Genomic DNA, 24,560 nt, shown 5'->3' with positions numbered 1-24,560 from the left:
GGAGCAATGTGCTTGAGTGTACAGCCTCAGGCACCGGTCAGTTTCTCGCGAAACACAAAAAACACCGCGCCCAGGATGCACAGGCCGGCCCAGAGGTAGTCCCACTTCAGGTCCTCCTTCAGATAGAAGATGGAGAAGGGGACGAACACGGTGAGGGTGATCACCTCCTGCAGGATCTTGAGCTGACCGACGGTCAGCACTGTGTGGCCGATGCGGTTGGCGGGCACCTGCAGCAGGTACTCGAACAGGGCGATCCCCCAGCTCACCAGGGCGGCGATGATCCAGGGTTTGTGGTTCATGCTCTTGAGATGGGCATACCAGGCGAAGGTCATGAAAACGTTGCTGCAGATCAGCAGACCGATACTGGTGATGATAGGGTTCATTAGGTTCTCCTTTGAAATCAATGCATTTTATCTCGACTCCACGGGTTTCCATAAGTGGGGCTTGAGGGTATTTTTAACCCACAAGGATGTGGCAACAGAAGGTTGAAACTGGATGGGCAAGACAAGCTGGGGAGTGCTTGGTCTGTTGTTTGCCTGTATGACGCCCGTTACCGCGATGGCGAACGGAGCGCCAACCCTGACGGTGGTGACCGATGTCTGGCCCCCGTTTCGCATGCTGGCGCAGAACGACGAGTTCCATGGTCTGGATATCGACATTCTGCGCCAGTTGCAGGCTCGCAGCGGCATAGTGCTCACCCTCAAGCGGGTGCCCTGGGGACGGGCACTCAAGCAGATGCAGACGGGTCAGGCGGACTTGATGATAGGGTTGGCCCACACGCGAGAGCGGGCGGCCTTCATCGATTACCTGCAACCGGCCTATTACCAGTGCAGGCCGGCCTTCTACGGCAAGGCGGCGGCGGTGGCCACCCTGAAAACCTACGAGGATCTGCGCGGCAGGGAGATAGGCTATGTGCTCAACTCCGCCTATTTCGCCCCCTTCGACGACGACGGCCGGCTCGACAAGCACGGGGTGCCCACCGAGGATCAGTTGCAGCGCATGGTGGAGCGGGGTCATCTGCCCCTGATGATAGGCACCGACTGCCAGGTGGATTACGCCCTGAGCCAGCGCAACGACGCCGGCCTCATCAAGGCGGACTACCGCCCGCCCCACCCCGTGGTGCTCTACCTGGGCATGAGCAAGCACTCACCCCACCATGCGCTCGGGCCTGCGCTGGCGCAGGCGTTGCAGACCATGGTGGAGAGCGGCGAGATAGCGACGCTGGCCAAGCCTTACCAGCCTTGACCTTGGGTGGTAACGCGCTGTTATCATGCAGCTTTCCTGCTGGCCCCCGGTTCGGGGGCGGCACCTGTCTCATTTCGGGGATCCCGCGTGTATCTCGCTCTCATCCACCGCCAGCAGCGCTGGCAGCGCCACTGGTTGCTCGCCCTGTCGCTGCTCGTGCTCTCCCTCTTCCTGCTCTCCCTTGCCCTGGGGGAGTTCGTGCTGCTGCCCTGGCAACCCCTGGGGGAGCTGGAGCTGCGCATCCTGCTGGAGCTGCGGCTGCCGCGCGCCCTGCTGGCCCTGCTGGCGGGAGCGGCACTCGCCTGTGGTGGCGCCGTGCTGCAGGTGATGCTGCACAACCCTGTGGCCGAACCCGGCCTGCTCGGCGTCTCGAGCGGGGCTGGCCTCGCCGCCATGGTGGCGATGGCGGTGGCCAAGTCCCTCGGTGTCTACCTGCCGGGCTGGGGGCTGTCCCTCGCGGCCTTCGGCGGCGCCCTGGTGGTGACCATGCTGCTCATCCACCTGGCGCGCCGGGCCCGGCTCGGCCACACCCGGTTGCTGCTGTTCGGGGTGGCCATCGGCATCCTCACCAATGCGGCCATGACCTGGCTGATGTACTTTGCCGACGACGGCTCACTGCGGGAATTCATGTTCTGGATGATGGGCAGCCTCTCCTATGGCAGCCAGCAGCTCGCCTGGTGGTGGCTGGTGCTGCCGCTCACCCTCGGCTGGCTCTGCTGGCAGGGCCGGGCGCTGCAACAGCTGCTGCTGGGGGAGACCCAGGCCAGGCTGATGGGGATGAACGTGGACCGCATGCGGGTGCGGCTGGTGCTGGCGGTCTGCCTGCTCACCGGGGTGGCTGTGTCCCTGTGCGGCGTCATCGGCTTCGTCGGCCTGGTGGTGCCCCACCTGCTGCGGCTGTGTGGCGGCAGCGATCAGCGCTTCCTGCTGCCCGCCTCGGCGCTCGGCGGCGGCGCCCTGCTGCTTGGCGCCGATCTGGTGGCGCGCTCGGCCCTTCATGCCGGTGAGCTGCCCATCGGCGTCATCACCGCCTCGGTCGGGGCGCCGCTCTTTATCTACCTGCTGCTGAGGCAAGATGCCGATGTCCCCCGTTAACTCCTCCCCCGATCCCCTCTGGCTGCTGGAGGCGCGGGCCCTCGGGATCCCCGCGCGGCTCTCCCCCCTGGATCTCGCCTGGGCGGGGGGCCAGCTGGTAGCCCTGCTCGGCCCCAACGGCAGCGGCAAGTCGACCCTGCTCGGCGTCCTCGCCGGCATTCTGCCCGCCGAAGGGGCCGTGCTGCTGGGAGGGGAAGTGCTCACTGATCTGAGCTGGCCGGAGCTTGCCAGGCGCCGCGCCATGCTGCCCCAGCGTCAACCCCAGCTGTTCCATATCCCGGTGTTCCAGGTGCTGAGCCTGGGGCTGGATGAGGAGGGGTTGCCCGAGGCACAGGGCAGGGCGGTGGCCGAGATCTGCGCCGCGCTGGAGCTGGATACCCTGCTGGCGCGGGACTTCAGCCGTCTCTCCGGCGGGGAGCAGCAGCGGGTGCTGATCGCCCGCACCCTGCTGCAACTGTGGCCAGGCCTCAACACAGATGGGCGGGTGCTGCTGCTGGACGAGCCCCTGGCGGGACTGGATCTGCATCATCAGCTGGCCCTGCTGCGGCTGCTCAAGCAGCTGGCCGGGCAGGGGTTGCTGGTGGTGATCGCCATCCACGACATCAACCTGGCCATCGACTGGGCGGATCGCATCCTCTGCCTGCAACAGGGTCGGGTGGTGAGCGAGGGGGGCGTGGAGGTCATCGACGAAGCCTTGCTGGAGCGGGTGTTCCAGATCAAGACGGATCGCGTCGAGGCGGCCGGCCGCACCTGGTTTATGCCGAGCCTGTGAGGCGGGCTTCCCCCTCATCCCCACCCCCTTCTCCCATTCTTTTAAGATAAGTGGGAGAAGGGGGCCGCTCCGTATGCTGTGGAGACAGCATTGATAACCTGCAGAGGCTGAGCGAAGCCAAGGGGGGTGAGTGAGTCACTGTGGAAATGAAAAGAGCCAGGCATCCGTGATGCCTGGCTCTTTGAATGGGCAGATAGCGCGTTGAGCGGTGGCTCAGGCTTTCTGCTTGTCCAGCCGCACCTGAGCCGCCTCGGCCAGCATGGTCAGCAGAGTCTCGGAGTCTTCCCATGCACGATAGCCAGGCATCCGTGATGCTCTGGCCCAAGGAGGATGACGCAGATGTTAACCCTGGCGGGCTTTCTCCAGCCGCACCTGGGCCGCCTCGGCCAGCATGGCCAGCAGGGTCTCGGTGTCTTCCCACGCACGACAGCCAGGCATCCGTGATGCTCTGGCCCAAGGAGGATGACGCAGCCGTTAACTCTGGCGGGTTTTCTCCAGCCGCACCTGGGCCGCTTCGGCCAGCATGGCCAGCAGAGTCTCGGTGTCTTCCCACGACAGGCAGGCATCCGTGATGCTCTGGCCGAAGGTGACGGCGCAGCCGTTCTCCACGTCCTGCCGCCCTTCCACCAGGAAGCTCTCGGCCATGATGCCGGCGATGCCGGTGCGGCCGCGGCGCAGCTGATCGCAGATATCCTGTGCCACCAGCAGCTGGCGACGGTGATCCTTCATGCTGTTGCCGTGGCTGAAGTCCACCACCAGCCGCTCGGGCAGGCCCACGTCGGCCAGGGCCTCACAGGCCTCGTCGATGCTGGCGGTGTCGTAGTTCGGCCTGTGGCCGCCACGCAAGATCACGTGGCCATAGGGGTTGCCGGCGGTACGGTAGATGGTCATCTTGCCGTCCTTGTCCGGGGAGTAGAAGATGTGGCTGTGGCGGGCGGCGCGCACCGCATCGATGGCGATGCGGGTGTTGCCGTCGGTGCCGTTCTTGAAGCCCACCGGGCAGGAGAGGGCGGAGGCCATCTCGCGGTGCACCTGGGATTCTGTGGTGCGCGCGCCTATGGCGCCCCAGGTGATGAGGTCGCTGATGTACTGGCCGGTCACCATGTCGAGGAATTCGGTGGCGGTGGGCATGCCCATCTCGTTGATGTCCACCAGCAGCTGGCGGGCCAGCTTCAGCCCTTCATTCACGTCGAAACTGCCGTCGAGGCGCGGATCGTTGATGAGCCCCTTCCAGCCGACGATAGTGCGCGGCTTCTCGAAGTAGGTGCGCATCACTATGCACAGACTCTCTTTATACTGCTCGCGCAGGGTGTTGAGGCGCTGGGCGTATTCACGGGCGGCGGCCGGATCGTGGATGGAGCAGGGGCCGACGATGACCAGCAGGCGCTGATCCTCACCAGCCAGAATGGCTTCTACATCGTGGCGGGCATCCAGCAGGTTCTGGGCGACGGTGTCGTTTAACGGGAAGGCGTGCGCCAGCTCGCTCGGAGTGATCAGGGACTCCAGGCGACGGGTGCGCAATTCATCGGTGTGAATGGACATACGACTCTATTCTCGAGTGAATAAGGGGGGCGGGATGCCAAAATGCAAGGGGATAAAATAAAGCAAAAATCCCCCGATGGAAACCTTGGGAGGCTCTGATAGGATGTGAGCCTAAAAGCCATTTCAAATGAGGTAGTTATCGTGGCAAAGCCAGGCGCGACCGGGGTTACCCGCATCATCAACGCAACCGGTTACAGCATGAAGGGTCTCAAATCGGCCTGGATTAACGAGGCGGCCTTCCGTCAGGAGCTGGTGCTTGTCTTGGCTCTGATGCCGCTGGCTGGCTGGCTCGGCAACTCTCTCAACGAGATCCTGCTGCTCATCTGCATCAGCTGGCTGGTGGTGATCGTCGAGGTGCTCAACTCCGCCATCGAGGCGGTGGTGGATCGCATCGGCTCCGAACATCACGAGCTGTCGGGGCGCGCCAAGGATCTCGGCTCCGCCGCCGTCTTCATCGCCCTGGCCCTCAATGCCCTGGTGTGGGGTGCCTTGATTGGCCGCAATCTGCTGGGCTGGTGGTAGCTTGCGAGAGCAACCTTCCTCCTGACATAAAAAAGCCCGTCATCGAGACGGGCTTTTTGCTGGCCTGGCGCCGGGCTCAGGTATTAGTGCAGGATCCGGGCACGTATGGTGCCGTTGATCTCCTTGAGACGGGAGAGCGCCTTCTCGCTGTGCTCGGTTTCCACGTCGATCACCACATAGCCGATCTCGCTGCTGGTCTGCAGGTACTGACCGGCGATGTTGATCCCCTCGTCGGCGAAGATCTGGTTGATCTGGTTCATCACGCCGGGCTGGTTGCGGTGGATGTGCAGCAGGCGGCTGGAGCCCTTGTGGCCCGGCAGGGAGACTTCCGGGAAGTTGACGGCGGAGAGGGTGGAGCCGTTGTCGGAGTACTTGACCAGCTTGTTGGCCACTTCCAGACCTATGTTCTCCTGGGCCTCTTGCGTCGAACCGCCGATATGGGGGGTCAGGATCACGTTGTCCAGGCCGCGCAGCGGGGTCAGGAACTCCTCGTCGTTGGACTTGGGCTCGCTCGGGAAGACGTCGATGGCGGCGCCGGAGAGGTGACCGCTCTTGATGACGTCGGCCAGGGCATCGATGTCCACCACGGTACCGCGGGAGGCGTTGATGAAGATGGCGCCCGGTTTCATCATGCGCAGCTGCTCGGCGCCGATGAGATCCTTGGTGGAGGCGGTCTCAGGCACGTGCAGGCTGATGACGTCAGACATGTTGAGCAGCTCCACCAGGTTCGGCACCTGGATGGCGTTGCCCAGCGAGAGCTTGTTCTCGATGTCGTAGTAGTAGACCTTCATGCCGATCATCTCGGCGATGATGCCAAGCTGGGTACCGATGTGGCCGTAGCCTATGATGCCGAGCTTCTTGCCGCGAGCTTCGACGCTGCGGTTGGCGAGCTTCTCCCAGACGCCGCGATGGCACTTGGCGTTTTTCTCGGGGATGCCGCGCAGCAGCAGCAGTATCTCCCCCAGCACCAGTTCGGCCACGGAGCGGGTGTTGGAGAAGGGGGCGTTGAAGACGGGAATGCCGCGCACGTGGGCGGCATCCAGGGAGACCTGGTTGGTGCCGATGCAGAAGCAGCCGATGGCGACCAGCTTGCCGGCGGCATCCAGCACCTTCTCGGTGATCTGGGTGCGTGAACGCAGGCCCACGAAATGTACGTCACGAATGCGCTCGATCAGATCCTCTTCCGACAGTGAGGTCTTCAGATACTCGACATTGGTGTAGCCGGCTGCCCGAAAGGTCTCTACCGTGTTGGGATGCACCCCCTCCAGCAGCAGTACTTTGATCTTATCCTTGTCCAGCGAAAACTTGGCTGTCATGACGTTCCCTCTATTGTTTGAAAAATGCGTTCAGGCTTGCGGTGTGAAGAAAACCGTAAAGTAGCAAAAACGTTTGGGAGAGGGAATATTTGTGACGAAAGTCAAATTCTTTGAAGTTATCAACGTTTTTTGCAGCCTGCCTGGTGCAACCCATTGAGCCATAAATAGAAACGGCGCCATCAGGCGCCGTTGTCCATTTGGGGCAGTCAGATTGACTGACCCGGGCGGGGCTTGCCCCGGAGGAGAGGTCCGGGGAGCAGGCCTTAGTTGGTGATCACACCCTCGGGGGTGCCGATCAGTACCACGTCGGCGCCGCGATGGGCGAACAGGCCGTTGGTGACCACGCCCACGATGGCGTTGAGCTGCACTTCCAGCCCTTTGGCGTCGGTGATGGCCATGCCCTTGACGTCCAGAATGATGTTGCCGTTGTCGGTCACCACACCCTCACGCCACACCGGGTTGCCACCCAGTTTCCTGATCTCGCGGGCCACGTATTCGCGGGCCATGGGGATCACCTCCACCGGCAGCGGGAACTGGCCCAGCACCTCGACTGTCTTGGTGTTGTCGATGATGCAGATGAACTGGTCGGCCACGGCCGCGACTATCTTCTCGCGGGTCAGGGCGGCACCGCCCCCCTTGATCATGTCGCGGGTCCCGTTGATCTCGTCGGCGCCATCCACGTAGACGGAGAGGGCATCGATGTCGTTGAGGTCAAACACCGGGATGCCGAACCCCTTGAGGCGCTCGGTGGAGGCGATGGAGCTCGATACCGCGCCCTTGATCTCGTCCTTCATGGTCGCCAGTGCGTCGATGAAGTGATTGACGGTAGAGCCGGTGCCCACCCCGACTATGGTGCCGGGTACCACGTATTTGAGCGCAGCCCAACCGGCCGCCTTCTTCATTTCATCTTGAGTCATGATGGATCCTTATGGAAAAAGCGGGCGCATTATATCCAAGCATCCTGCCCAGAGCGACCATGGCGGTCACGTTCCGGGGCAAAAAGCCCCAAGATGTAAATCGTTTGCCTGTTTATTGAACCGAGGGGGCCGAGCTCCCCGTCAGGGTCATCCAAAGTGCCAGCTGCGGCTGGGGGTGATGATCTGGGGCAGCGGCACGTCCCACTGCGCCTGGGGCACGGCGTCCACCTGCTGGCAGTCGTGGGCGAGCCCCAGGGGCCTTGGGCCCAGCCCGTGTTCGTGCCAGCAGGCCAGGGTGCGATCGTAATAGCCGCCCCCCATGCCGAGCCGGTTGCCCTCGGCATCGAAGGCCACCAGCGGGGTGCAGATGAGATCCAGCATGCTGTGGGGCAGCACCTGCTGCACATCGAGTTCGGGCTCGGCGATGCCATAGCGGTTGCGGGTCATGGGGCTGGTGGCGGTGTAGCGCAAGAAGAGCAGGTGACCCGGGGTGAAGGGGTGCAGCACCGGCAGGTAGACCTCCTTGCGCTGGCTCCAGAGCCAATGAATGGCGGGCAGGGGATCGAGTTCGCCGTCATTGGCCAGATAGAGGGCGATGCGTCTGGCCGCCAGGATCTCGGTATGCTGCTGGAAGCGAAGGACCAGCTGCAGGGCCGCCGCCTGCTGCTCGGCCTGACTCAGGCTCTTTCTGCGCTGGCGTATGAGCTGGCGCAGGCTTTGGCGTTCGGGTTGGGTATCCGGCATGGGGACTCCTTGACGAGGATGGGCTGGGGCTACCTTAGCAAGGGGCTGACGGGATGAAAAGTCGATGGCAGGGCCGCCGGCGAGGCGGCCCCGAAGGTCAGATGTCAGACGCGCTGGGCGGCGGGGGCCACAGCGCCTGTCTGGTGCTTGAGGAAGACGGCCACGATGGCGGCCAGGGCCAGCGCCATGGGGTAGAAGCTCATGCTCACCACGGCCAGCGGCGAGAGGGCGAAGATGGAGCCCAGCAGCAGCGCCTGGGCGCCCCAGGGGATCAGGCCCTGCACCACGCAGGAGAAGATGTCCAGCATGGAGGCGGCGCGGCGCGGGGTGACCCCGTGATGATCCGCCAGATCCCTGGCCACCTTGCTCGCCACTATGATGGCGACCGTGTTGTTGGCGGTGCAGAGGTTGGTCAGCCCCACCACGCCGGCGATGCCGAGCTCGGCCGCCTTCTCGTTTTGCTCGCCGTCGTGGGCACGGGTGAAGCGGGCGATGAGGGCGGCGATGCGGGCGCTGATCCAGGCAAGGCCTCCCTGGCGCTCCATCAGGGCGCCGAGGCCGCCGATGAGCATGGAGAGCAGGAAGATCTCCTGCATGCTGGTGAAGCCCTGGTAGATGTCCTTGCTGAACTGGCCGAGGGGATAGCCTCCGATCATGCCAACACCACCGGCGGCCAGGATGCCAAGGCCGAGCACCACGAAGACGTTCATGCCACCGAGCGCCAGCACCAGGATCAGCAGGTAGGGCATCACCTTGAGCAGGTCAGCGCTGGCGTTGGCGGCGGGGGCCTCACCGGTGGAGCCCAGCAGCAGGTAGAGCAGGATCACCAGCACGGCGGCGGGGGCGGCAATCTTGACGTTCTCGCGGAACTTGTCCTTCATCTCGCAGCCCTGGCTGCGGGTCGCCGCTATGGTGGTGTCCGAGATAATGGAGAGGTTGTCGCCGAACATGGCGCCGGAGAGAATGGTGCCCGCCATCAGCACGGGATCGATGCCGGTGGCCTGGGCGACGCCGAGGGCCACGGGGGCCACTGCCCCTATGGTGCCCATGGAGGTGCCCATGGCGGTGGCAATGAAGGCGGAGATGAGGAACAGACCCGGCAGCAGGAACCAGCCCGGGATCAGGGAGAGGCCGAGGGCGACGGTGGCATCCACCCCGCCGGTGGCCTTGGCCACGGTGGCGAAGGCGCCCGCCAGCAGATAGATGAGGCACATGGCCATGATGTTGCTGTCACCCACCCCCTTGAAGAAGGTCTCAAGGTTCTTGTTGAAGCCCTCCTTGCCCAGCATCAGCGCCAGCATGACGGCGGGCAGGGCGGCCACGGGGGCGGGCAGCTGGTAGAAGGCGAACTCGACCCCCTGCAGGGTCAGCCAGGTGCCGGTACCGATGAAGAGAGCAAGAAAGACCAGAAGGGGCAGCAGGGCTCTGGCACTGGGTTGGGTCTGGATCATGTGTTCCTCGAAACTTGAACAATGACCTCCTGTCGCAGCCTGTGTTGGCCCGGATATGTTCGGACACAGGGTAGGCATCCTGCCGCTATGGGGGGCTTACAGTAGTGAGTCGGGGGCATCTGGTCAAGATAGACGTCCAGATGGATAGGCCTTTTTCTTTTGTGATTCTGATACGCTGATTAAATCCGTCAAATATTCGGAGTTAATCATAATTTGTTGTTGATATGGCGGCGCCAAGCCGACGGCCACGGAAGGCTTTTCAAAGCCGGCGCGGGCTGGTAAAACGGTCTCTTTCCATAATAAAGAGATGAGAGGGTGGAGATGGACAATCCGATCCGTGTGGCCGTGATGGGCTGTAATGGTCGTATGGGCAAGGTGCTGCTGGAGGCCATCACCAACGCCGAGGGCGTGGTGGTCGGTGCGGCGCTGGAGCGACCCGGCTCTGCCGTGATAGGCCTGGATGCGGGTGAACTCAATGGCCTGGGCCGGCTTGGGGTCATCATCAGCGACAGCCTGGACAAGGTGCGTGACGAGTTTGATCTCATCATCGACTTCACCCGCCCCGAGGTGACCCTGGCCAACCTGGCCTTCGCCCTGGCCCATGGCAAGCAGATGGTGATAGGCACCACCGGCTTTGATGACGCAGGCAAGGCCGCGCTGCACGAGGCGGGCAAGCAGATCGGCATCGTCTTCGCGTCCAACTACTCGGTCGGCGTCAACCTGGTGTTCAAGCTGCTGGAGCAGGCCGCCAAGGTGATGGGGGAGTACACCGACATCGAGATCATCGAGGGGCACCATAGACACAAGGTGGATGCGCCGTCCGGCACCGCGCTCTCCATGGGGGAAGTGGTGGCGAAAACCCTGGGCCGGGATCTCAAGGAGTGTGCCGTCTATGGCCGCGAGGGGATCACCGGGGAGCGGGATCGCAACACCATCGGCTTTGCCACCATCCGTGCCGGGGATCTGGTGGGGGAGCACACCGTCATGTTTGCCGACATCGGCGAGCGGGTGGAGATAAGCCACAAGGCCTCGAGCCGCCTGACGTTTGCCAATGGCGCCGTGCGGGCGGGCAAGTGGCTCGGCCAGCAGGGGGCGGGTCTCTACAACATGCAGGACGTACTTGACCTCAAATAGGGCACAGCGGGAGCCCGACCAGGGCTCTCCTCTCCCCGATCTGGTTGTCAGACCCCGGCTTGCCGGGGTTTTGTTTATGGTTTTTGTAAAAACAAGCGTTAAGCACCGCTTTTGTGGTGAACCTGCCTAAATCGCCCCCTTCCCATTTCTTCGCCACACTCCTGCGACAAAAATGTCATCAGAGGGTAACGGGAACGGGTCTCAATCTTCCCTGTAGCCCGCTTTTTTCACACCAGGTCAAATAGACTAAAAATGCAATCAAAGAAAAACGTTTTCTATTTTTCGGAGTCAGTTTTCTATCGCCAAATGGCACTTTTTGGCTTTCGTTGTTTGTTTTTTAAATTCATATCTATCTGTTTATTAGAGATAAAATATCGATTTTTGTCTGCCAGGTGGCATGGGTGGGTGCTTTTGTTTCGGGTTTTGGCTTTTCTTTTTGGGGAGGGGGTTGCAAAGCGCCTTAGTGCATAGATAATGGGTAATGTTGCTTGTTTATTGAATTTAGATGCATTTCAAACGAGAAAAGACGTTGAAATGAGATCGTTTTTGAGTAGAATGCGCCCAATTTGCCAGAAATCTGCCGGGTTTGAGCCCTGTTTCAAACAGCGTCCGGACCCGCAACACCCAGGTAAATTGCTGAATTTAAAGCTAAATAACTGGAGGTTGTCTTGAATCACACTGCATTGCTAGTGCTGGAAGATGGAACTGTGTTCAAAGGCGTGTCGATAGGCGCCGAGGGATGTTCCGTTGGTGAAGTGGTTTTCAATACGTCGATGACGGGCTATCAGGAAATCCTCACCGATCCCTCTTATTCCCGTCAGATAGTCACCCTCACTTACCCCCATATAGGCAACACCGGCACCAACAGCGAAGATGAAGAGTCCAGTCAAATCCACGCGCAGGGATTGATCATCCGGGACCTTCCGATACTTGCCTCCAATTTCCGCAATCAGCAATCCCTCTCCGATTACCTCAAGTCCCACAACATCGTTGGCATCGCCGACATCGATACCCGCAAACTGACCCGCATCCTGCGCGAGAAAGGCGCTCAGGCTGGCTGCATCCTGGCCGGGAAACAGGTCGATGAAGCCCATGCCCTCGAACAGGCCCGCGCCTTCCCAGGTTTGAAGGGAATGGATCTGGCCAAAGAGGTGACGGTTGGTGAAGCGTACAACTGGAGCGAAGGGAGCTGGCAGCTCGGCAAGGGGCACGTCACCCCGGCGGCCGATGAGCTCAAGTACCACGTGGTGGCCTACGACTTTGGCGTCAAGCGCAACATCCTGCGCATGCTGGTTGACCGTGGTTGCCGCCTGACCGTGGTGCCGGCCAAGACCCCGGCCGCCGAGGTGCTGGCGATGAACCCGGATGGCATCTTCCTCTCCAACGGCCCCGGTGACCCCGAGCCGTGCGACTACGCCATCGAGGCCATCAAGACCTTCCTCGGTACCAACACCCCGGTGTTCGGCATCTGCCTGGGTCACCAGCTGCTGGGTCTGGCCTCCGGCGCCAAGACAGTCAAGATGAAGTTCGGTCACCACGGTGCCAACCACCCGGTGAAGAGCCTGGACGACAACACAGTGATGATCACCGCCCAGAACCACGGCTTTGCGGTGGACGAGAACAGCCTGCCGGAGTGCCTGCGTGCCACTCACGTCTCCCTGTTCGACGGGTCCCTGCAGGGCATCCACCGCACCGATCGTCCGGCCTTCAGCTTCCAGGGTCACCCCGAGGCGAGCCCGGGCCCCCACGATTGTGCCGGTCTGTTCGACCACTTTATTGAATTGATTAAGCAGTATCGCGCCTAAGAGGATAAAGAGAGCCATGCCAAAACGTAACGACCTACAGAGCATCCTGATCCTCGGCGCCGGCCCCATCGTCATCGGTCAGGCCTGCGAATTCGACTACTCCGGCGCCCAGGCCTGCAAGGCTCTGCGCGAGGAGGGATACCGCGTCATCCTGGTGAACTCCAACCCGGCCACCATCATGACCGACCCCGAGATGGCGGACGCCACCTACATCGAGCCCATCACCTGGGAAGTGGTGCGCGAGATCATCAAGAAAGAGCGTCCGGATGCCGTGCTGCCCACCATGGGTGGCCAGACCGCGCTCAACTGCGCGCTGGATCTGGAGAAGCACGGCGTGCTGGCCGAGTTCGGTGTGGAGATGATAGGTGCCACCGCCGATGCCATCGACAAGGCGGAAGATCGTCGTCGCTTCGACATCGCCATGAAGAGCATCGGCCTGGAGTGCCCGCGCGCCGGCATCGCCCACAACATGGAAGAGGCGTGGAAGGTGCAGCAGATGGTCGGCTTCCCCTGCATCATCCGTCCCTCCTTCACCATGGGTGGCTCCGGTGGCGGCATCGCCTACAACACCGAAGAGTTCGTCGAGATCTGCGAGCGGGGCCTGGATCTCTCCCCGACCAAGGAGCTGCTCATCGATGAGTCCCTGATCGGCTGGAAAGAGTACGAGATGGAAGTGGTGCGGGATCGCAACGACAACTGCATCATCGTCTGCGCCATCGAAAACTTCGACCCCATGGGCATCCACACCGGTGACTCCATCACGGTCGCGCCAGCCCAGACGCTGACCGACAAGGAGTACCAGCTGATGCGCAACGCCTCCATGGCGGTGCTGCGCGAGATCGGCGTCGAGACCGGCGGCTCCAACGTCCAGTTCGGCATCAATCCCAAAGATGGCCGCATGGTCATCATCGAGATGAACCCGCGGGTGTCCCGCTCCTCCGCGCTGGCCTCCAAGGCGACCGGTTTCCCCATCGCCAAGATCGCCGCCAAGCTCGCCATCGGTTACACCCTGGACGAGCTGATGAACGACATCACCGGCGGCCGTACCCCGGCCTCCTTCGAGCCGGCGATTGACTACGTGGTCACCAAGATCCCGCGCTTCAACTTCGAGAAGTTTGCCGGTGCCAACGACCGTCTCACCACCCAGATGAAGTCCGTGGGCGAAGTGATGGCCATTGGCCGCAACTTCCAGGAGTCCCTGCACAAGGCGCTGCGCAGCCTCGAGACCGGCAAGACCGGCTTCGACCCCATGGTGGATCTCAATACCCCCGACTCCCTGACCCGCATCCGCCACGAGCTGCAGGATGCCGGTTGTGACCGGATCTGGTACATCGCCGATGCGTTCCGCGCCGGTCTCTCCATGGACGGCATCTTCAAGCTGACCAAGATTGACCCCTGGTTCCTGGTGCAGATTGAAGAGCTGGTGAAGCTGGAAGAGCAGGTGAAAGAGCGTGGCATGGCTGGCCTGGACGCCGACTTCCTGCGCACCCTGAAGCGCAAGGGCTTCGCCGACGCCCGTCTGGCCAAGATCCTCGGCGTGGCCGAGGGCGAGGTACGCAAGGCCCGTGCCCGCCACAACATCTTCCCGGTCTACAAGCGGGTCGATACCTGCGCCGCCGAGTTCGCCACCAACACCGCCTACATGTACTCCAGCTATGACGAGGAGTGCGAAGCGGCGCCGACCAATCGCGACAAGATCATGATCATCGGTGGCGGCCCGAACCGCATCGGTCAGGGCATCGAGTTCGACTACTGCTGCGTGCACGCGGCCCTGGCCCTGCGCGAAGACGGTTACGAGACCATCATGGTTAACTGCAACCCGGAGACCGTCTCCACCGATTACGACACCTCCGACCGTCTCTACTTCGAGCCGGTGACCCTGGAAGACGTGCTGGAAATCGTGCGGGTCGAGCAGCCCAAGGGCGTCATCGTCCAGTACGGCGGCCAGACCCCGCTCAAGCTTGCCCGTGCCCTGGAAGCGAACGGCGTGCCTGTCATCGGCACCAGCCCGGACGCCATCGACCGTGCCGAAGACCGCGAGCGCTTCCAGTCCGCCGTCGAGCGCCTCGGCCTCAAGCAGCCGGAAAACGGCACCGTCACTGCCCTGGAGCAGGCGGTGCAGGTAGCCGCCCGCATCACCTACCCGCTGGTGGTTCGCCCCTCCTACGTGCTGGGTGGCCGCGCCATGGAAATCGTCTATGACGAGCAGGATCTGCGCCGCTACTTCGCGGAAGCCGTGAGCGTCTCCAACGAGTCGCCGGTACTGCTGGACCGCTTCCTGGACGACGCCACCGAGGTGGACGTGGACGCCATCTGTGACGGCGTGGACGTGGTCATCGGCGGCATCATGGAGCACATCGAGCAGGCCGGTATCCACTCCGGTGACTCCGCCTGCTCCCTGCCGCCCTACACCCTGTCCAAGGCCATCCAGGACGAGATGCGCGAGCAGGTGCGCAAGCTGGCCCTGGAGCTCGGCGTGGTCGGCCTGATGAACGTGCAGTTCGCGGTCAAGGACAACGAGATCTACCTCATCGAGGTGAACCCCCGTGCCGCCCGTACCGTGCCCTTCGTCTCCAAGGCCACCGGCGCGCCGCTGGCGAAGATCGCCGCCCGGGTCATGGCCGGCCAGAGCCTGCAGGATCAAGGTTTCACCACCGAGATCATCCCGCCCTACTACTCGGTCAAAGAAGTGGTGCTGCCCTTTGCCAAGTTCCCGGGTGTCGACCCTCTGCTGGGGCCGGAAATGCGCTCCACCGGCGAGGTGATGGGGGTGGGCAGCAGCTTCGCCGAGGCGTATGCCAAGGCGCAGCTGGGTGCCGGCCATCAGGTGCCGAGCGAAGGCCGTGCCCTGCTCTCCGTGCGCCACGGCGACAAGGAGCGGGTGGTCAACCTGGCCGCCAAGTTGCTGGAGCTCGGTTATGACCTCGATGCCACCCACGGCACCGCGGTGACCTTAGGTGAAGCGAGCATCAACCCGCGTCTGGTGAACAAGGTGCATGAAGGCCGTCCGCACATTCTGGATCGCATCAAGAATGGCGAGTACACCTACATCGTCAACACCGCCGAGGGGCGTCAGGCGATTCAGGATTCCAAGCAGCTGCGCCGCGGCGCCCTGCAGCACAAGGTGGCCTACACCACCACGCTGCACGCGGCCTTCGCCACCTGCATGGCCATCAGCGTCGATGCCACCGCCAACGTGAACTCGGTGCAGGAGCTGCACCACAAGGTCAAGCACCGCTAAGGTGCGCGCGGCCAGGGTGGCTTCCAGCCCTGGATGCAAGCCTGACAACACCCCGCCAGCGATGGCGGGGTGTTTCTTTTGGCGGGGGCGACGGATCCCGGGCGCATCGGCTCCTCATGCACGGGGTGGCGTAAACAGAGGTAATGAAGGGTGATAAACCCCCTTAAATTGGCTGAATGCAATCATAAGTTGCCTATTTGGTGCCATTGGCAACAATCTTCGCAATCACTCACCCCGAACGCCTCCCTATACTGGTTTCTCATCACATGCGTGAGCAAACAAGGTCGTCCGCACCGGCAAGCATTCAGTGTCAGAGGGTTGCGAGAGGATCAGGGCCAGCGTTATCGCGCCAGCCTGGCAGGCCCCTTCCACCGATAGGGACCAATGGAAACCGGCTGTGGGGTTACCGCCGCATCGCCAGTCAGGGTCAGCGTTATCGCGCCAGCCCGCTCCCCCTCTGTTACCTGCCCGGTCGTCTGGCGCCTCAGCATATCTGCCAAGGGAATCTGAATATGAGCTTCGATCATCGTAAATACCGCCCGGCCCCCGTCATCGCTCTGGCGGACAGACAGTGGCCCAACCGGGTGCTTGAGCGCGCGCCGCTCTGGTGCGCCGTGGATCTGCGGGACGGCAACCAGGCGCTGGTCGAGCCCATGACGGTGGCCCAGAAGCTGCAGATGTGGGCGCTGATGGTGCACATCGGCTTCAAGCACATCGAGGTGGGCTTCCCCGCCGCCTCCCAGCCGGACTTCGACTTCGTGCGCGAACTCATCGAGCGCAATCTCATTCCCGACGACGTCACCATCCAGGTGCTGGTGCAGGCCCGGGAAGATCTCATCGCCCGCACCTTCGAATCCCTCAAGGGGGCGAAGCGGGCCATCGTCCACGTCTACAACTCGGTCAACCCGACCCAGCGCAACTATGTGTTCAACTCAGGAAGGGAAGGGGTCAAGGCCATCGCGGTGCAGGGGGCGCGCTGGGTGCGGGAGTATGCGGCCCGCAACCCCGGCACCGAGTGGAGCTTCCAGTACTCCCCCGAGAGCTTCAGCAGCACAGAGGTGGAGTTTGCGGTGGAGGTGTGCGACGCCGTGATCGACCAGTGGCGATCGGCCTGCCGCCCCATGATCCTCAACCTCCCCGCTACTGTGGAGGTGAGCACCCCTAACGTGTTTGCGGATCAGGTGGAGTGGTTCTGCCGCCACCTCAAGGCGCGCCCCGAGGTGAGCATCTCCATCCACACCCACAACGATCGGGGCTGCGGGGTGGCCGCCGCCGAGCTGGCGGTACTGGCGGGAGCGGATCGCATCGAGGGTACCCTGCTTGGCAACGGCGAGCGCACCGGCAACATGGACATAGTTACCATGGCCATGAACCTCTACAGCCAGGGCATAGATCCCGAGCTGGATCTCTCTGACATGGATGCCATAGTCGCGACCGTGGGAGCCTGCACCCAGATTGCCCTGCACCCGCGCCACCCCTATGCCGGCGAGCTGGTCTACACGGCGTTCTCCGGCAGCCACCAGGACGCCATCCGCAAGTCCCTGGCGGCCGAGAAGCCCGATGCCTACTGGGATGTGGCCTATCTGCCGATCGATCCCGCCGATCTTGGCCGCAGCTACGAGGCGGTGATCCGCATCAACAGCCAGTCCGGCAAGGGAGGGGTCACCTATCTGCTGGAGCGCGACCTCGGCCTGCAACTGCCGCGCTGGTTGCAGATCGACTTCAGCCGCCGGGTTCAGGCCCAGGCCGAGGCGAGTAGCAGCGAAATCAGCCCGGAGCAGATCCGCGCCCTGTTCGAGCAGCACTACCTCGAGCCGCTGCACGGTTATCGCATCGGCCGCTTCCAGCTCGGCCACGACAGCCAGGAGACCCTGCGCCTCGAGTTGCAGACGCCGGACGGCAGCTTGCAGCTCTGCGGTGAGGGGGAGGGGGCCATCACGGCCCTGGTCAACGGCTGGGAGCGCCAGACCGGCATGCACATAGACGTGCTGGATTACTCGGAGCATGCCCTCAGCGCCGGCACCGAATCCCGCGCCGCCGCTTATGTGCTGCTGAGCGTCGACGGTACCCGCATGTGCGGGGTAGCCATAGGCCGTGACGTGGTCAACGCCTCCTTGCAGGCGGTGATCAATGGCGCAGCCCAGATCCGCGCCCTGCGCCAGAGTGCCTGAGGGGCGGGCGTGACTAGGATGAGGCCAGCCCCGTGAAGGACGCCCTCCACACCGCCTGTGCCGGGGGTTAGCCGTCGCTCACAGGGCGGTGTACAGCGCAAATTGACACCAGGATCCCTTCACCAATGTGGTGAGGGGATTGTTTTTTATGGAAAAGTCGGTTCACAATACGAGCGCCGCGCAACCAGGATTGGCCTTGCGGTTCATCGGGAGCTGGCGGCTGGGTGCAGCCGTCTGGGACAGAGGAAGTGCAGGTTTGGAGCCATAACAATGATGAAGACTCCCCTCAGGTTATCCGTACACCCCGCCCGGTTCTTCTCGCTCTCCCCTGGTCGCCGCCTCGCCCTGCTGATCCTGCCCTGCCTGCTGCTGCTGACGGGGGGCCTGGATGCCGCGAGCTTCGCGCGCCTGCCCGAGCATAACCTCTACACCATCGGCGCCCTGGCCGAGGCCATCAACGTACTGACCCTGCTGTTCATGTTCTGGGTGGTGCAGTGTGCCCAGATCTCGAACCGCACCTACCTGTTTCTCTGCGCCGGTCTGGGGGGCTGGCTGGTGTCGGGGACCATAGATCTGGTGGACGAGGCCTACTTCCAGCCCTGGTGGCTCTCCACCGTCGAGGACAGCCTGCGCACCCTCGGCATGCTGGCCACGGCCTGGGGCGTGCTGCTGATGGTGCAACAGATGTATGGCGTCCAGACCCGGCTGGCCTCGCTCGCCATGTCCGACGAACTGACGGGTCTCTCCAATCGCCGTGCGTTTCGCGCCGTGCTGGAGGCCCATCTGGATCAGGGGACGCCGCTGCTGCTGCTGGATCTCGATCACTTCAAGCAGATCAACGATCGCTACGGCCACGGCATAGGTGACAATGTGTTGCAGGAGTTCAGCGCCTTGCTGTGTCAGCACTGCCCGCCGGATGGGGTGGTGGCGCGCCTGGGAGGCGAGGAGTTCGCCATCTGGCTGCCCGGCATGCTGAGCGACAAGGCCCGGGCACTGGCGGAGCAGATAAGAGCCGCCACCGAGGCCCTGGTCGCCTGCGAGGAGGTGAGGTTCACCGTGAGCATCGCCGTCGGCATCGGCCAGGCGGGGGAGACGGTCGAGACGCTGGTCAAGCGCACCGATCTCGCGCTCTACCGGGCCAAGCACCTGGGGCGCAACCGGGTCGAGCTGGCGTGATGACGCCAGAGGGTGCCGCAGCGCTGGGCCCCGGCCGTCCTGCTGCCTTCAGATTGCCCGGGCCATCCACTACAATGACCACCTGTTTGCATTCGGGGCCCCCCATCCGGGATGAGGGGCCCGCACCCGCACTTTATCGGAAGCCCTCATGATCCCCTCTCACCCTTTATCTTTCGCCCCCTGGCGCCTCTGTGCACTGCTGGCTGCCGCCGTGCTGGCGGGCTGTGCCAGTGAACCGACCGCTCCTACAGCAGAGGAGGCCGCCGTCATCGCCAAGCAACCCAAGGCCATGCAGCCGCGCAAGCCTGCGGACATGAAGAGCCGCATAGTGCGCTTCCTGCCGCGCCAGGTACAAGACAAGCCGGGCTGGGCCAACGACGTGGTGACGGCGCTCAGCACCCAGGGGCTGACGGTGAGCGATCACAATGTCTGCTCGGTGCTGGCGGTGGCGGAGCAGGAGGCCACCTATCAGGCGGATCCCGTGGTGCCCGGCCTTGGCAAGATAGCCTGGAAGGAGATCAATGCCCGGGCGGCCAAGCTGCTCATCCCCGAGTTCGTGGTACGCACCGCCCTCTCCATCAAGTCCCCTACTGGCAAATCCTACGCCGCGCGCATCGATGCCCTTCGCACCGAGCGGGAGATGAGCGAGATCTTCGAGGACATGATAGGGGCCGTGCCCATGGGCAGGCAGCTCTTTGGCAACCTCAATCCGGTGCGCACCGGCGGCCCCATGCAGGTGAGCATCGCCTTCGCCGAGGCCAATGCCCGTGGCTACCCCTATCCGGTCAAGGAGTCCATCCGCCACGAGGTGTTCACCCGTCGCGGCGGCATCTGGTTTGGTACCAAACACATCTTCGGTTATCCCGCCGACTACCCGGACACCCTCTACCGTTTTGCCGACTTTAATGCGGGCTGGTATGCGAGCCGCAACGCCGCCTTCCAGGCCGCGGTGAGCCGGGTCAGCGGCAAGCCCCTGGCCCTGGACGGGGATCTGGTTCGCTACGACTCCGACCTGCCCGGCAAGACCGAGCTCGCGGTGCACAGCATCGCCAGCCGCGTCAACATGAGCAAGCAGGCCATCCACCAGAGCCTGCTCAAGGGGGACAGTGCCGACTTTGCCCAGACCGACCTCTATCATCGGGTCTTTACCCTGGCCGACAAGCAGGCGGGCAAGCGGCAACCCCGCGCCGTGCTGCCCGGCATCCAGCTGAAAAGCCCCAAGATCACCCGCAACCTCACCACCGCCTGGTTCGCCAAGCGGGTGGATGACAGGGAGCAGGCCTGCGTCAGAAAGATGGCGACGATTAGATAACTCGGGTTTTACTTTGGAAGGGGGTTTCAAAGCGGGTTGACACTATTAATGCCAACCCGCTGACCTAACTAATAGGCTCTCCAGCGGAAACCTTTGGCTTGCATGCAATCGGTGATGACTTCGTTTTTTTCCTCGTCAGAAATATTGTTTAGCCGGATCTCATACTTGCATTGAGATAACGCAGTAAGAGTATCATCGTGTGACACCCCCTCTTTTTTCCATGTCGGCTGCGGGTCAGATGCGCAGGATGCGACTAGCATGCTCATGCTGGCAACAGTCGCTATTACCGACATTTTTTTAATATTCATTAATCAACTCCCTTTGAATAGATGGTGTTTTGGTTTGTGGTTTTTGTTGAAAAAAGAATGAAGGCCATGACAGTGTTATGCATCTACGTGCTTATTAGAGTGGTGTAATCCCCCTGCATGTCGGGTATGCGCTGCATCCCCAGAACTGATTGCCTCTGTTTTCTCCCCGGCTGGCGGTACGCAAGACCATGGCATTGCCACATCTGGGGCAAGTCGGACTCGGGTCACCGAGCGGTTGGGTGGTGACAGGGGAGGGCGCCGCCCTCTTTTCGGCAGACACTGCCGGGGCGGATAACGGCTTGCGTGACGATTCGTCGTGACGCGCCTTCAGCCGGGCCACATGCTGCCTGTGGGTCTGCCAGTTGGCCGCCAGCCGCCCTTGCTGGATGGTCTCGACCACTTGCGTGACCTCGGCAGGGGTCAATACCTGGGTGGTTTTCCCTTTGATATGGCGGATCAGCCCGTGGTTCATCACGTTGTCCGGCATGGGGGTCTTGAAGGTGCAGTCGCCAATGAAGTAGATGACGGAGTGGAGCTGATGATCCGCTACCCCCAGCAGGGATTTGAGGGTCATCATGTGCAGATGGTTCTGGTGCAGGGGATTCTGGAAGCTGTGCTTGCGGCGATAGATCTGCTGGGTCCAGCTTTTATGGGCCGGGTTGCCGAATATCCAGCCTTTCATGTTCTTGGTCTCAATCACGAATATCCCGAAGTGGGAGACGATCACATGGTCTATCTGGGTGCTGCCCTGGGGGATGGGCAGGGTCACGTCCTTGAGCAGGTGATAGTCCCGCTGGTCGAGAAAGAACCGAATGCTGACGTTGATAAACCATTCACCGATCATGCCCTTGAACCAGGGGCTTTTGACGAGCGTCGCCAGCAACAGCAGTGGCAGCAGATACCAGAGCTGGCCGAGCAAGGGGTAAACAACGGCAGTGACGTCCATTTCACTCTTCCTTCATGAGGGTTAACCCTCGATAGAAATCAGGCTGCGGCACTTGGGGTATCCCGGACAACCCCAAAATGAGTTTCCTTTGGTATCTCCCCGTTTGCTGGTGCGCAGCACCATGGTGGTACCGCATTTGGGGCAGGCTGGTGCTGGCCCAGCATTGACCACCGCAGCTTCGCTTTCGTCACTGTTGTTGGCGACTCTTTCCAGCGATATGCGAACCTCTTCACTGATCCGGATGATCCGCTGGGCTTCATCATAGGCATCGCGGTAGAGCTCTCCGTCGTCCGAGCGCCGGATCAGGACTCCCATCTCGTTGTTGTTCACCTGACTGAACTCGTAGAGATTCAGACTGGCAATGATGCACATCTCTTCATTCAGGTAGCACTTGGCATGGAGGTTCTTGCAAAAACTGGTGCGGATATAGGTGAGCTCCTTGAGCCAGCTGATCTCTTCCGGCTGGAGTTCACTCTTGCCATAGACGATACGGACATCGATCTTGAGGCGGTTCTTGTCGGTCAGCAGCTCCTTGATCCTGTCATTGAGCTTGAGAAAGGGGCTGATCAGAATTAACCGCTCCTTGGCATCCTTTATCAGCTCTTCGAGGAAATAATTGGTTGCGCTGGTATTCAGAAATTTGGCCATAACAAGCTCCCTATCCTTGGAAATGTCATGTGTTCTCTGGTCACAGTAGGCAGTCAGCCTGACCGCAATCCTCTGTGTGGTTCTGCTTCACGACTTCATCGGCGTCCCGTATCCCCATGCTAGGAGATACAGGTGGGGCCTGATAGCGGCAATTGAGTCAAATGTGCGTTCAGTCAGAGATTTGGTGATGGGGACGGGTCATGTCGGCGTGCCGCGCTAGAAACTCATCGCCAGCCCGATGGAGTAGCCGCTGGTGTTGTGGCTGAACATATAGCGGGCCACCAGCCGGGTCCGGGTGATAAAGATGTCGTACTTGCTGCTGTCGAGCTCTAGGCCAAGGCCCAGGGAGTTGAGGCTGTTGAAGCCAAGCAGGCCGCGCTGCTCTCCCAGGTACTCGGTTCTGGCGCCCTCCAGCACATAGCGCAGCGGGCGATCCAGCAGGGTCCAGGTGAAGAGCGGAGCCCGGCGACGCAGGTAGAGCCCGAGGTTCTCCGCCTCGGCCTGCCCCGTGATGCTGTCGGCGGTGCCGGTGAAGCTCTGCAGATGCTGATAGGAGTAGCGCAGCTCGACATCTATGTCCTGGGGCTTGGAGAAGAGCTCGTAGTCGAGCATCAGGGATCCCCCCAGGCCATACACATTGAGCCGGCCGCCGTCGAGGAAGTCGAGGTTCCTGCCCGTCCTGTACTGGAGCAAGGCGGCACCGATGCGCAGATCGCTCGCCACCGTGCCCAGGGTGAAGTTGGCGATGGGGCGCAGCACCAGGTTGCCGCCAAAGCGGTCGCGGTGCAGGCTGAAGTCCCAGCCGATGCCGCCGGTGGCGCTCAGGCTGTTCCATTTGGTGGGGATGGTGCGGCTCTCGTTGCCGTCGGTAAACACGAACTGGGGATCGTAGCGGCTGTAGCCCAGGGTGCCCTCCAGATAGATGGGGAAGCCCTCGCTCATGGTGGCGCCGCCGCCGAGCTGGGTGATGGTCAGGGCCGAGCTTTCGTTGGTGCCGCCCCCTATGTCCAGGTTGCTGGCGGTGATGTCCGGCACCACGGTGAAGCTCATCAGGGAGACGACCGCATTGGCCCGCTGCTGGACGAGGGCCCCGTCATTGGCCAAGGCGGTCTGGCTGAAGAGTCCGAGCCCGCTCAGCAGAAGCATGCCTGCATGAAGATGAGAAGAGGGGAGATGCGCCATACCTAGCTCCATGGACCTCCTCGTCCACTGAGGAGTCCTTACACTGTAACGGTTTTCTACCGTCATGGCAGCCCGCCTTGGCGCCAACTGACTATATTCTTTGCCATTTTACGGCGCAGACCCGAGGGGGCTCTGGTGGCGAGACAACCTTGCCGCCAGCGCACCGGGTTGCCGGTGCCGGATGACGGCGTATCCACATAAATGGCAGACATTAATTTATTGTTCAGTTCCCCGGGTGTATAACGGGCCTCCCGCAGGAACTTATGGGGGGGGTACCAGGGAGGGGTGGCCAGACCGGGCCTTTGGGCCGTCATGACGGATGCGCATTACGATGATGGGAGTCATACCAGATGCAGGACATGCTGCTTGCCATATGGCATCAGGACTTTGAGCAATTAATACAACTGCAGGCGGTCGGTCTGCTCGTCACCTGTCTGGTGGTGATCCTCTTTCTGGAATCGAGCTTCGTCTTTTTGCCGCTGCCGGGGGACAGCCTGGTGCTGCTGGCCGGTGGTCTGGTGGGCATGGGAGTGCTCGGGCCCGAAGTGGTGTTCCTCTATCTGCCCCTGGCCGCCGGCATCGGCAGCGTGATGGCGTATTGGCAGGGCCATGCGCTCCATGGCACCCGCTTCATGGGCCAGGTGGAGCGGGTGATCCCGGAAGGCAGCCTGCCCCGCGCCTCCCGGCTGCTCGATCGCTATGGCTTCTGGGCCATGTTCGTCTCCCGTTTCATCCCCTTCGTCAGGGTGCTGACGCCCATGCTGATGGGGATCTCCCGCCTGAACCTGCTGCGGGTGGCCATGAGCAGCTTTGCCAGCGCCTTCCTCTGGGCCCTGGCCCTCAGCATGGTCGGCAAGTTCATGATGGCGACGCCGCTGCTGGCTGACCACCATGAACTGCTGACCAAGTGCCTGCTGGTGACCTCCTTCGCCCTCTTCGTCATCGCCGTGGCCGCCATCGGCATGCGGCTGTTCAGGCGCTCGGCCAAGAGAGCGCGCTGAGTTGAGAGGGGGACGGGCCTGCCGCCCGTCCC

General features: G+C 62.2%; 21 protein-coding genes and 1 pseudogene. 11 read left to right on the top strand and 11 right to left on the bottom strand.

The features are described from left to right. Positions 1-26 precede the first annotated feature (26 nt). Positions 27-383, bottom strand: a complete 357-nt coding sequence (locus tag HB860_RS09830) for a DMT family protein (RefSeq protein ID WP_042654692.1) — start codon at positions 381-383, stop codon at positions 27-29. A gap of 112 nt (positions 384-495) precedes the next feature. On the opposite strand from HB860_RS09830, the gene HB860_RS09825 reads away from it, so the two are divergent. The 3 genes from HB860_RS09825 (at position 496) to HB860_RS09815 (ending at position 3,112) form a co-directional block, all read left to right on the top strand. Further along, positions 496-1,245 carry a substrate-binding periplasmic protein gene (locus HB860_RS09825; RefSeq protein WP_202046069.1) on the top strand — a complete coding sequence of 250 codons (750 nt, stop codon included), beginning with the start codon at positions 496-498 and terminating at the stop codon, positions 1,243-1,245. 87 nt (positions 1,246-1,332) lie between these two features. Beyond that, the gene (gene btuC / locus HB860_RS09820) at positions 1,333-2,340 is read left to right on the top strand and encodes a vitamin B12 ABC transporter permease BtuC (protein ID WP_247626512.1); all 1,008 of its coding nucleotides are present in this window, start codon (positions 1,333-1,335) and stop codon (positions 2,338-2,340) included. Next, entirely contained in the window at positions 2,327-3,112 is a 786-nt protein-coding gene (locus tag HB860_RS09815) for an ATP-binding cassette domain-containing protein (protein WP_247626511.1), read from the top strand. Before btuC ends, HB860_RS09815 begins: the two co-directional genes overlap by 14 nt. Positions 3,113-3,454: 342 nt before the next feature. On the opposite strand, the pseudogene HB860_RS22355 reads toward HB860_RS09815, so the two are convergent. Together HB860_RS22355 and HB860_RS09810 are read right to left on the bottom strand one after the other, a co-directional pair. Then, positions 3,455-3,578 (bottom strand): annotated as a pseudogene (locus HB860_RS22355) (3-deoxy-7-phosphoheptulonate synthase); the annotation flags it as partial. 8 nt (positions 3,579-3,586) lie between these two features. Continuing rightward, on the bottom strand, positions 3,587-4,654 hold the full coding sequence (locus HB860_RS09810; protein ID WP_247626510.1) for a 3-deoxy-7-phosphoheptulonate synthase: 1,068 nt from the start codon (positions 4,652-4,654) through the stop codon (positions 3,587-3,589). 141 nt (positions 4,655-4,795) lie between these two features. Between HB860_RS09810 and HB860_RS09805 the strand changes: the two genes are divergently transcribed. Next, positions 4,796-5,176, top strand: a complete 381-nt coding sequence (locus HB860_RS09805; RefSeq protein WP_005328065.1) for a diacylglycerol kinase — start codon at positions 4,796-4,798, stop codon at positions 5,174-5,176. A gap of 83 nt (positions 5,177-5,259) precedes the next feature. On the opposite strand, the gene serA is transcribed toward HB860_RS09805, so the two are convergent. The 4 genes from serA to HB860_RS09785 form a co-directional block, all read right to left on the bottom strand. Continuing rightward, positions 5,260-6,492, bottom strand: coding sequence for a phosphoglycerate dehydrogenase (serA, locus tag HB860_RS09800; protein ID WP_139436667.1), 1,233 nt, complete (start codon positions 6,490-6,492; stop codon positions 5,260-5,262). 263 nt (positions 6,493-6,755) lie between these two features. Continuing rightward, positions 6,756-7,409, bottom strand: coding sequence for a ribose-5-phosphate isomerase RpiA (rpiA, locus tag HB860_RS09795; RefSeq protein WP_247626509.1), 654 nt, complete (start codon positions 7,407-7,409; stop codon positions 6,756-6,758). Positions 7,410-7,556: 147 nt separating this feature from the next. Then, entirely contained in the window at positions 7,557-8,153 is a 597-nt protein-coding gene (locus HB860_RS09790) for a 5-formyltetrahydrofolate cyclo-ligase (protein ID WP_247626508.1), read from the bottom strand. 104 nt (positions 8,154-8,257) lie between these two features. After that, on the bottom strand, positions 8,258-9,604 hold the full coding sequence (locus tag HB860_RS09785) for a Na+/H+ antiporter NhaC family protein (protein WP_139436671.1): 1,347 nt from the start codon (positions 9,602-9,604) through the stop codon (positions 8,258-8,260). 321 nt (positions 9,605-9,925) lie between these two features. Here HB860_RS09785 and dapB point away from each other — a divergent pair, with 321 nt between their 5' ends. The 6 genes from dapB (at position 9,926) to HB860_RS09755 (ending at position 20,443) form a co-directional block, all read left to right on the top strand. Continuing rightward, the gene (gene dapB, locus HB860_RS09780; protein ID WP_247626507.1) at positions 9,926-10,738 is read left to right on the top strand and encodes a 4-hydroxy-tetrahydrodipicolinate reductase; all 813 of its coding nucleotides are present in this window, start codon (positions 9,926-9,928) and stop codon (positions 10,736-10,738) included. Between the two features lie 668 nt (positions 10,739-11,406). Continuing rightward, the gene (gene carA / locus HB860_RS09775) at positions 11,407-12,543 is read left to right on the top strand and encodes a glutamine-hydrolyzing carbamoyl-phosphate synthase small subunit (protein ID WP_247626506.1); all 1,137 of its coding nucleotides are present in this window, start codon (positions 11,407-11,409) and stop codon (positions 12,541-12,543) included. A gap of 16 nt (positions 12,544-12,559) precedes the next feature. After that, positions 12,560-15,784, top strand: coding sequence for a carbamoyl-phosphate synthase large subunit (gene carB / locus HB860_RS09770; protein ID WP_139436677.1), 3,225 nt, complete (start codon positions 12,560-12,562; stop codon positions 15,782-15,784). 512 nt (positions 15,785-16,296) lie between these two features. Continuing rightward, positions 16,297-17,955 carry a 2-isopropylmalate synthase gene (gene leuA, locus HB860_RS09765; protein WP_202046061.1) on the top strand — a complete coding sequence of 553 codons (1,659 nt, stop codon included), beginning with the start codon at positions 16,297-16,299 and terminating at the stop codon, positions 17,953-17,955. A 270-nt stretch (positions 17,956-18,225) separates the two neighbouring features. Further along, positions 18,226-19,131 (top strand): GGDEF domain-containing protein, encoded by a 906-nt coding sequence (locus HB860_RS09760; RefSeq protein ID WP_247626505.1) that lies wholly within the window; start codon positions 18,226-18,228, stop codon positions 19,129-19,131. 148 nt (positions 19,132-19,279) lie between these two features. Then, positions 19,280-20,443: a DUF1615 domain-containing protein gene (locus HB860_RS09755; protein WP_247626504.1), complete on the top strand. Its 1,164-nt coding sequence runs from the start codon at positions 19,280-19,282 to the stop codon at positions 20,441-20,443. Positions 20,444-20,511: 68 nt separating this feature from the next. Here the strand turns inward: HB860_RS09755 and HB860_RS09750 are convergent, their stop codons facing one another. The 4 genes from HB860_RS09750 to HB860_RS09735 all read right to left on the bottom strand — a co-directional run bounded on the left by HB860_RS09750 (position 20,512) and on the right by HB860_RS09735 (position 23,527). Further along, entirely contained in the window at positions 20,512-20,751 is a 240-nt protein-coding gene (locus HB860_RS09750; protein ID WP_247626503.1) for a hypothetical protein, read from the bottom strand. A 94-nt stretch (positions 20,752-20,845) separates the two neighbouring features. Next, on the bottom strand, positions 20,846-21,697 hold the full coding sequence (locus HB860_RS09745) for a nuclease-related domain-containing protein (RefSeq protein WP_247626502.1): 852 nt from the start codon (positions 21,695-21,697) through the stop codon (positions 20,846-20,848). A 21-nt stretch (positions 21,698-21,718) separates the two neighbouring features. Next, entirely contained in the window at positions 21,719-22,345 is a 627-nt protein-coding gene (locus HB860_RS09740; RefSeq protein ID WP_247626501.1) for a topoisomerase DNA-binding C4 zinc finger domain-containing protein, read from the bottom strand. Positions 22,346-22,561: 216 nt separating this feature from the next. Then, the gene (locus HB860_RS09735) at positions 22,562-23,527 is read right to left on the bottom strand and encodes an autotransporter domain-containing protein (protein WP_162519211.1); all 966 of its coding nucleotides are present in this window, start codon (positions 23,525-23,527) and stop codon (positions 22,562-22,564) included. Positions 23,528-23,877: 350 nt separating this feature from the next. On the opposite strand from HB860_RS09735, the gene HB860_RS09730 reads away from it, so the two are divergent. Beyond that, positions 23,878-24,528 carry a DedA family protein gene (locus HB860_RS09730; RefSeq protein WP_139436690.1) on the top strand — a complete coding sequence of 217 codons (651 nt, stop codon included), beginning with the start codon at positions 23,878-23,880 and terminating at the stop codon, positions 24,526-24,528. Positions 24,529-24,560 lie beyond the last annotated feature (32 nt).

It is taken from the genome of Aeromonas genomosp. paramedia, assembly GCF_023093515.1.
Classification (GTDB): domain Bacteria; phylum Pseudomonadota; class Gammaproteobacteria; order Enterobacterales; family Aeromonadaceae; genus Aeromonas.
Note: the sequence above shows the minus strand (reverse complement) of the source record. Positions and strands in the feature narration are given on the sequence as shown.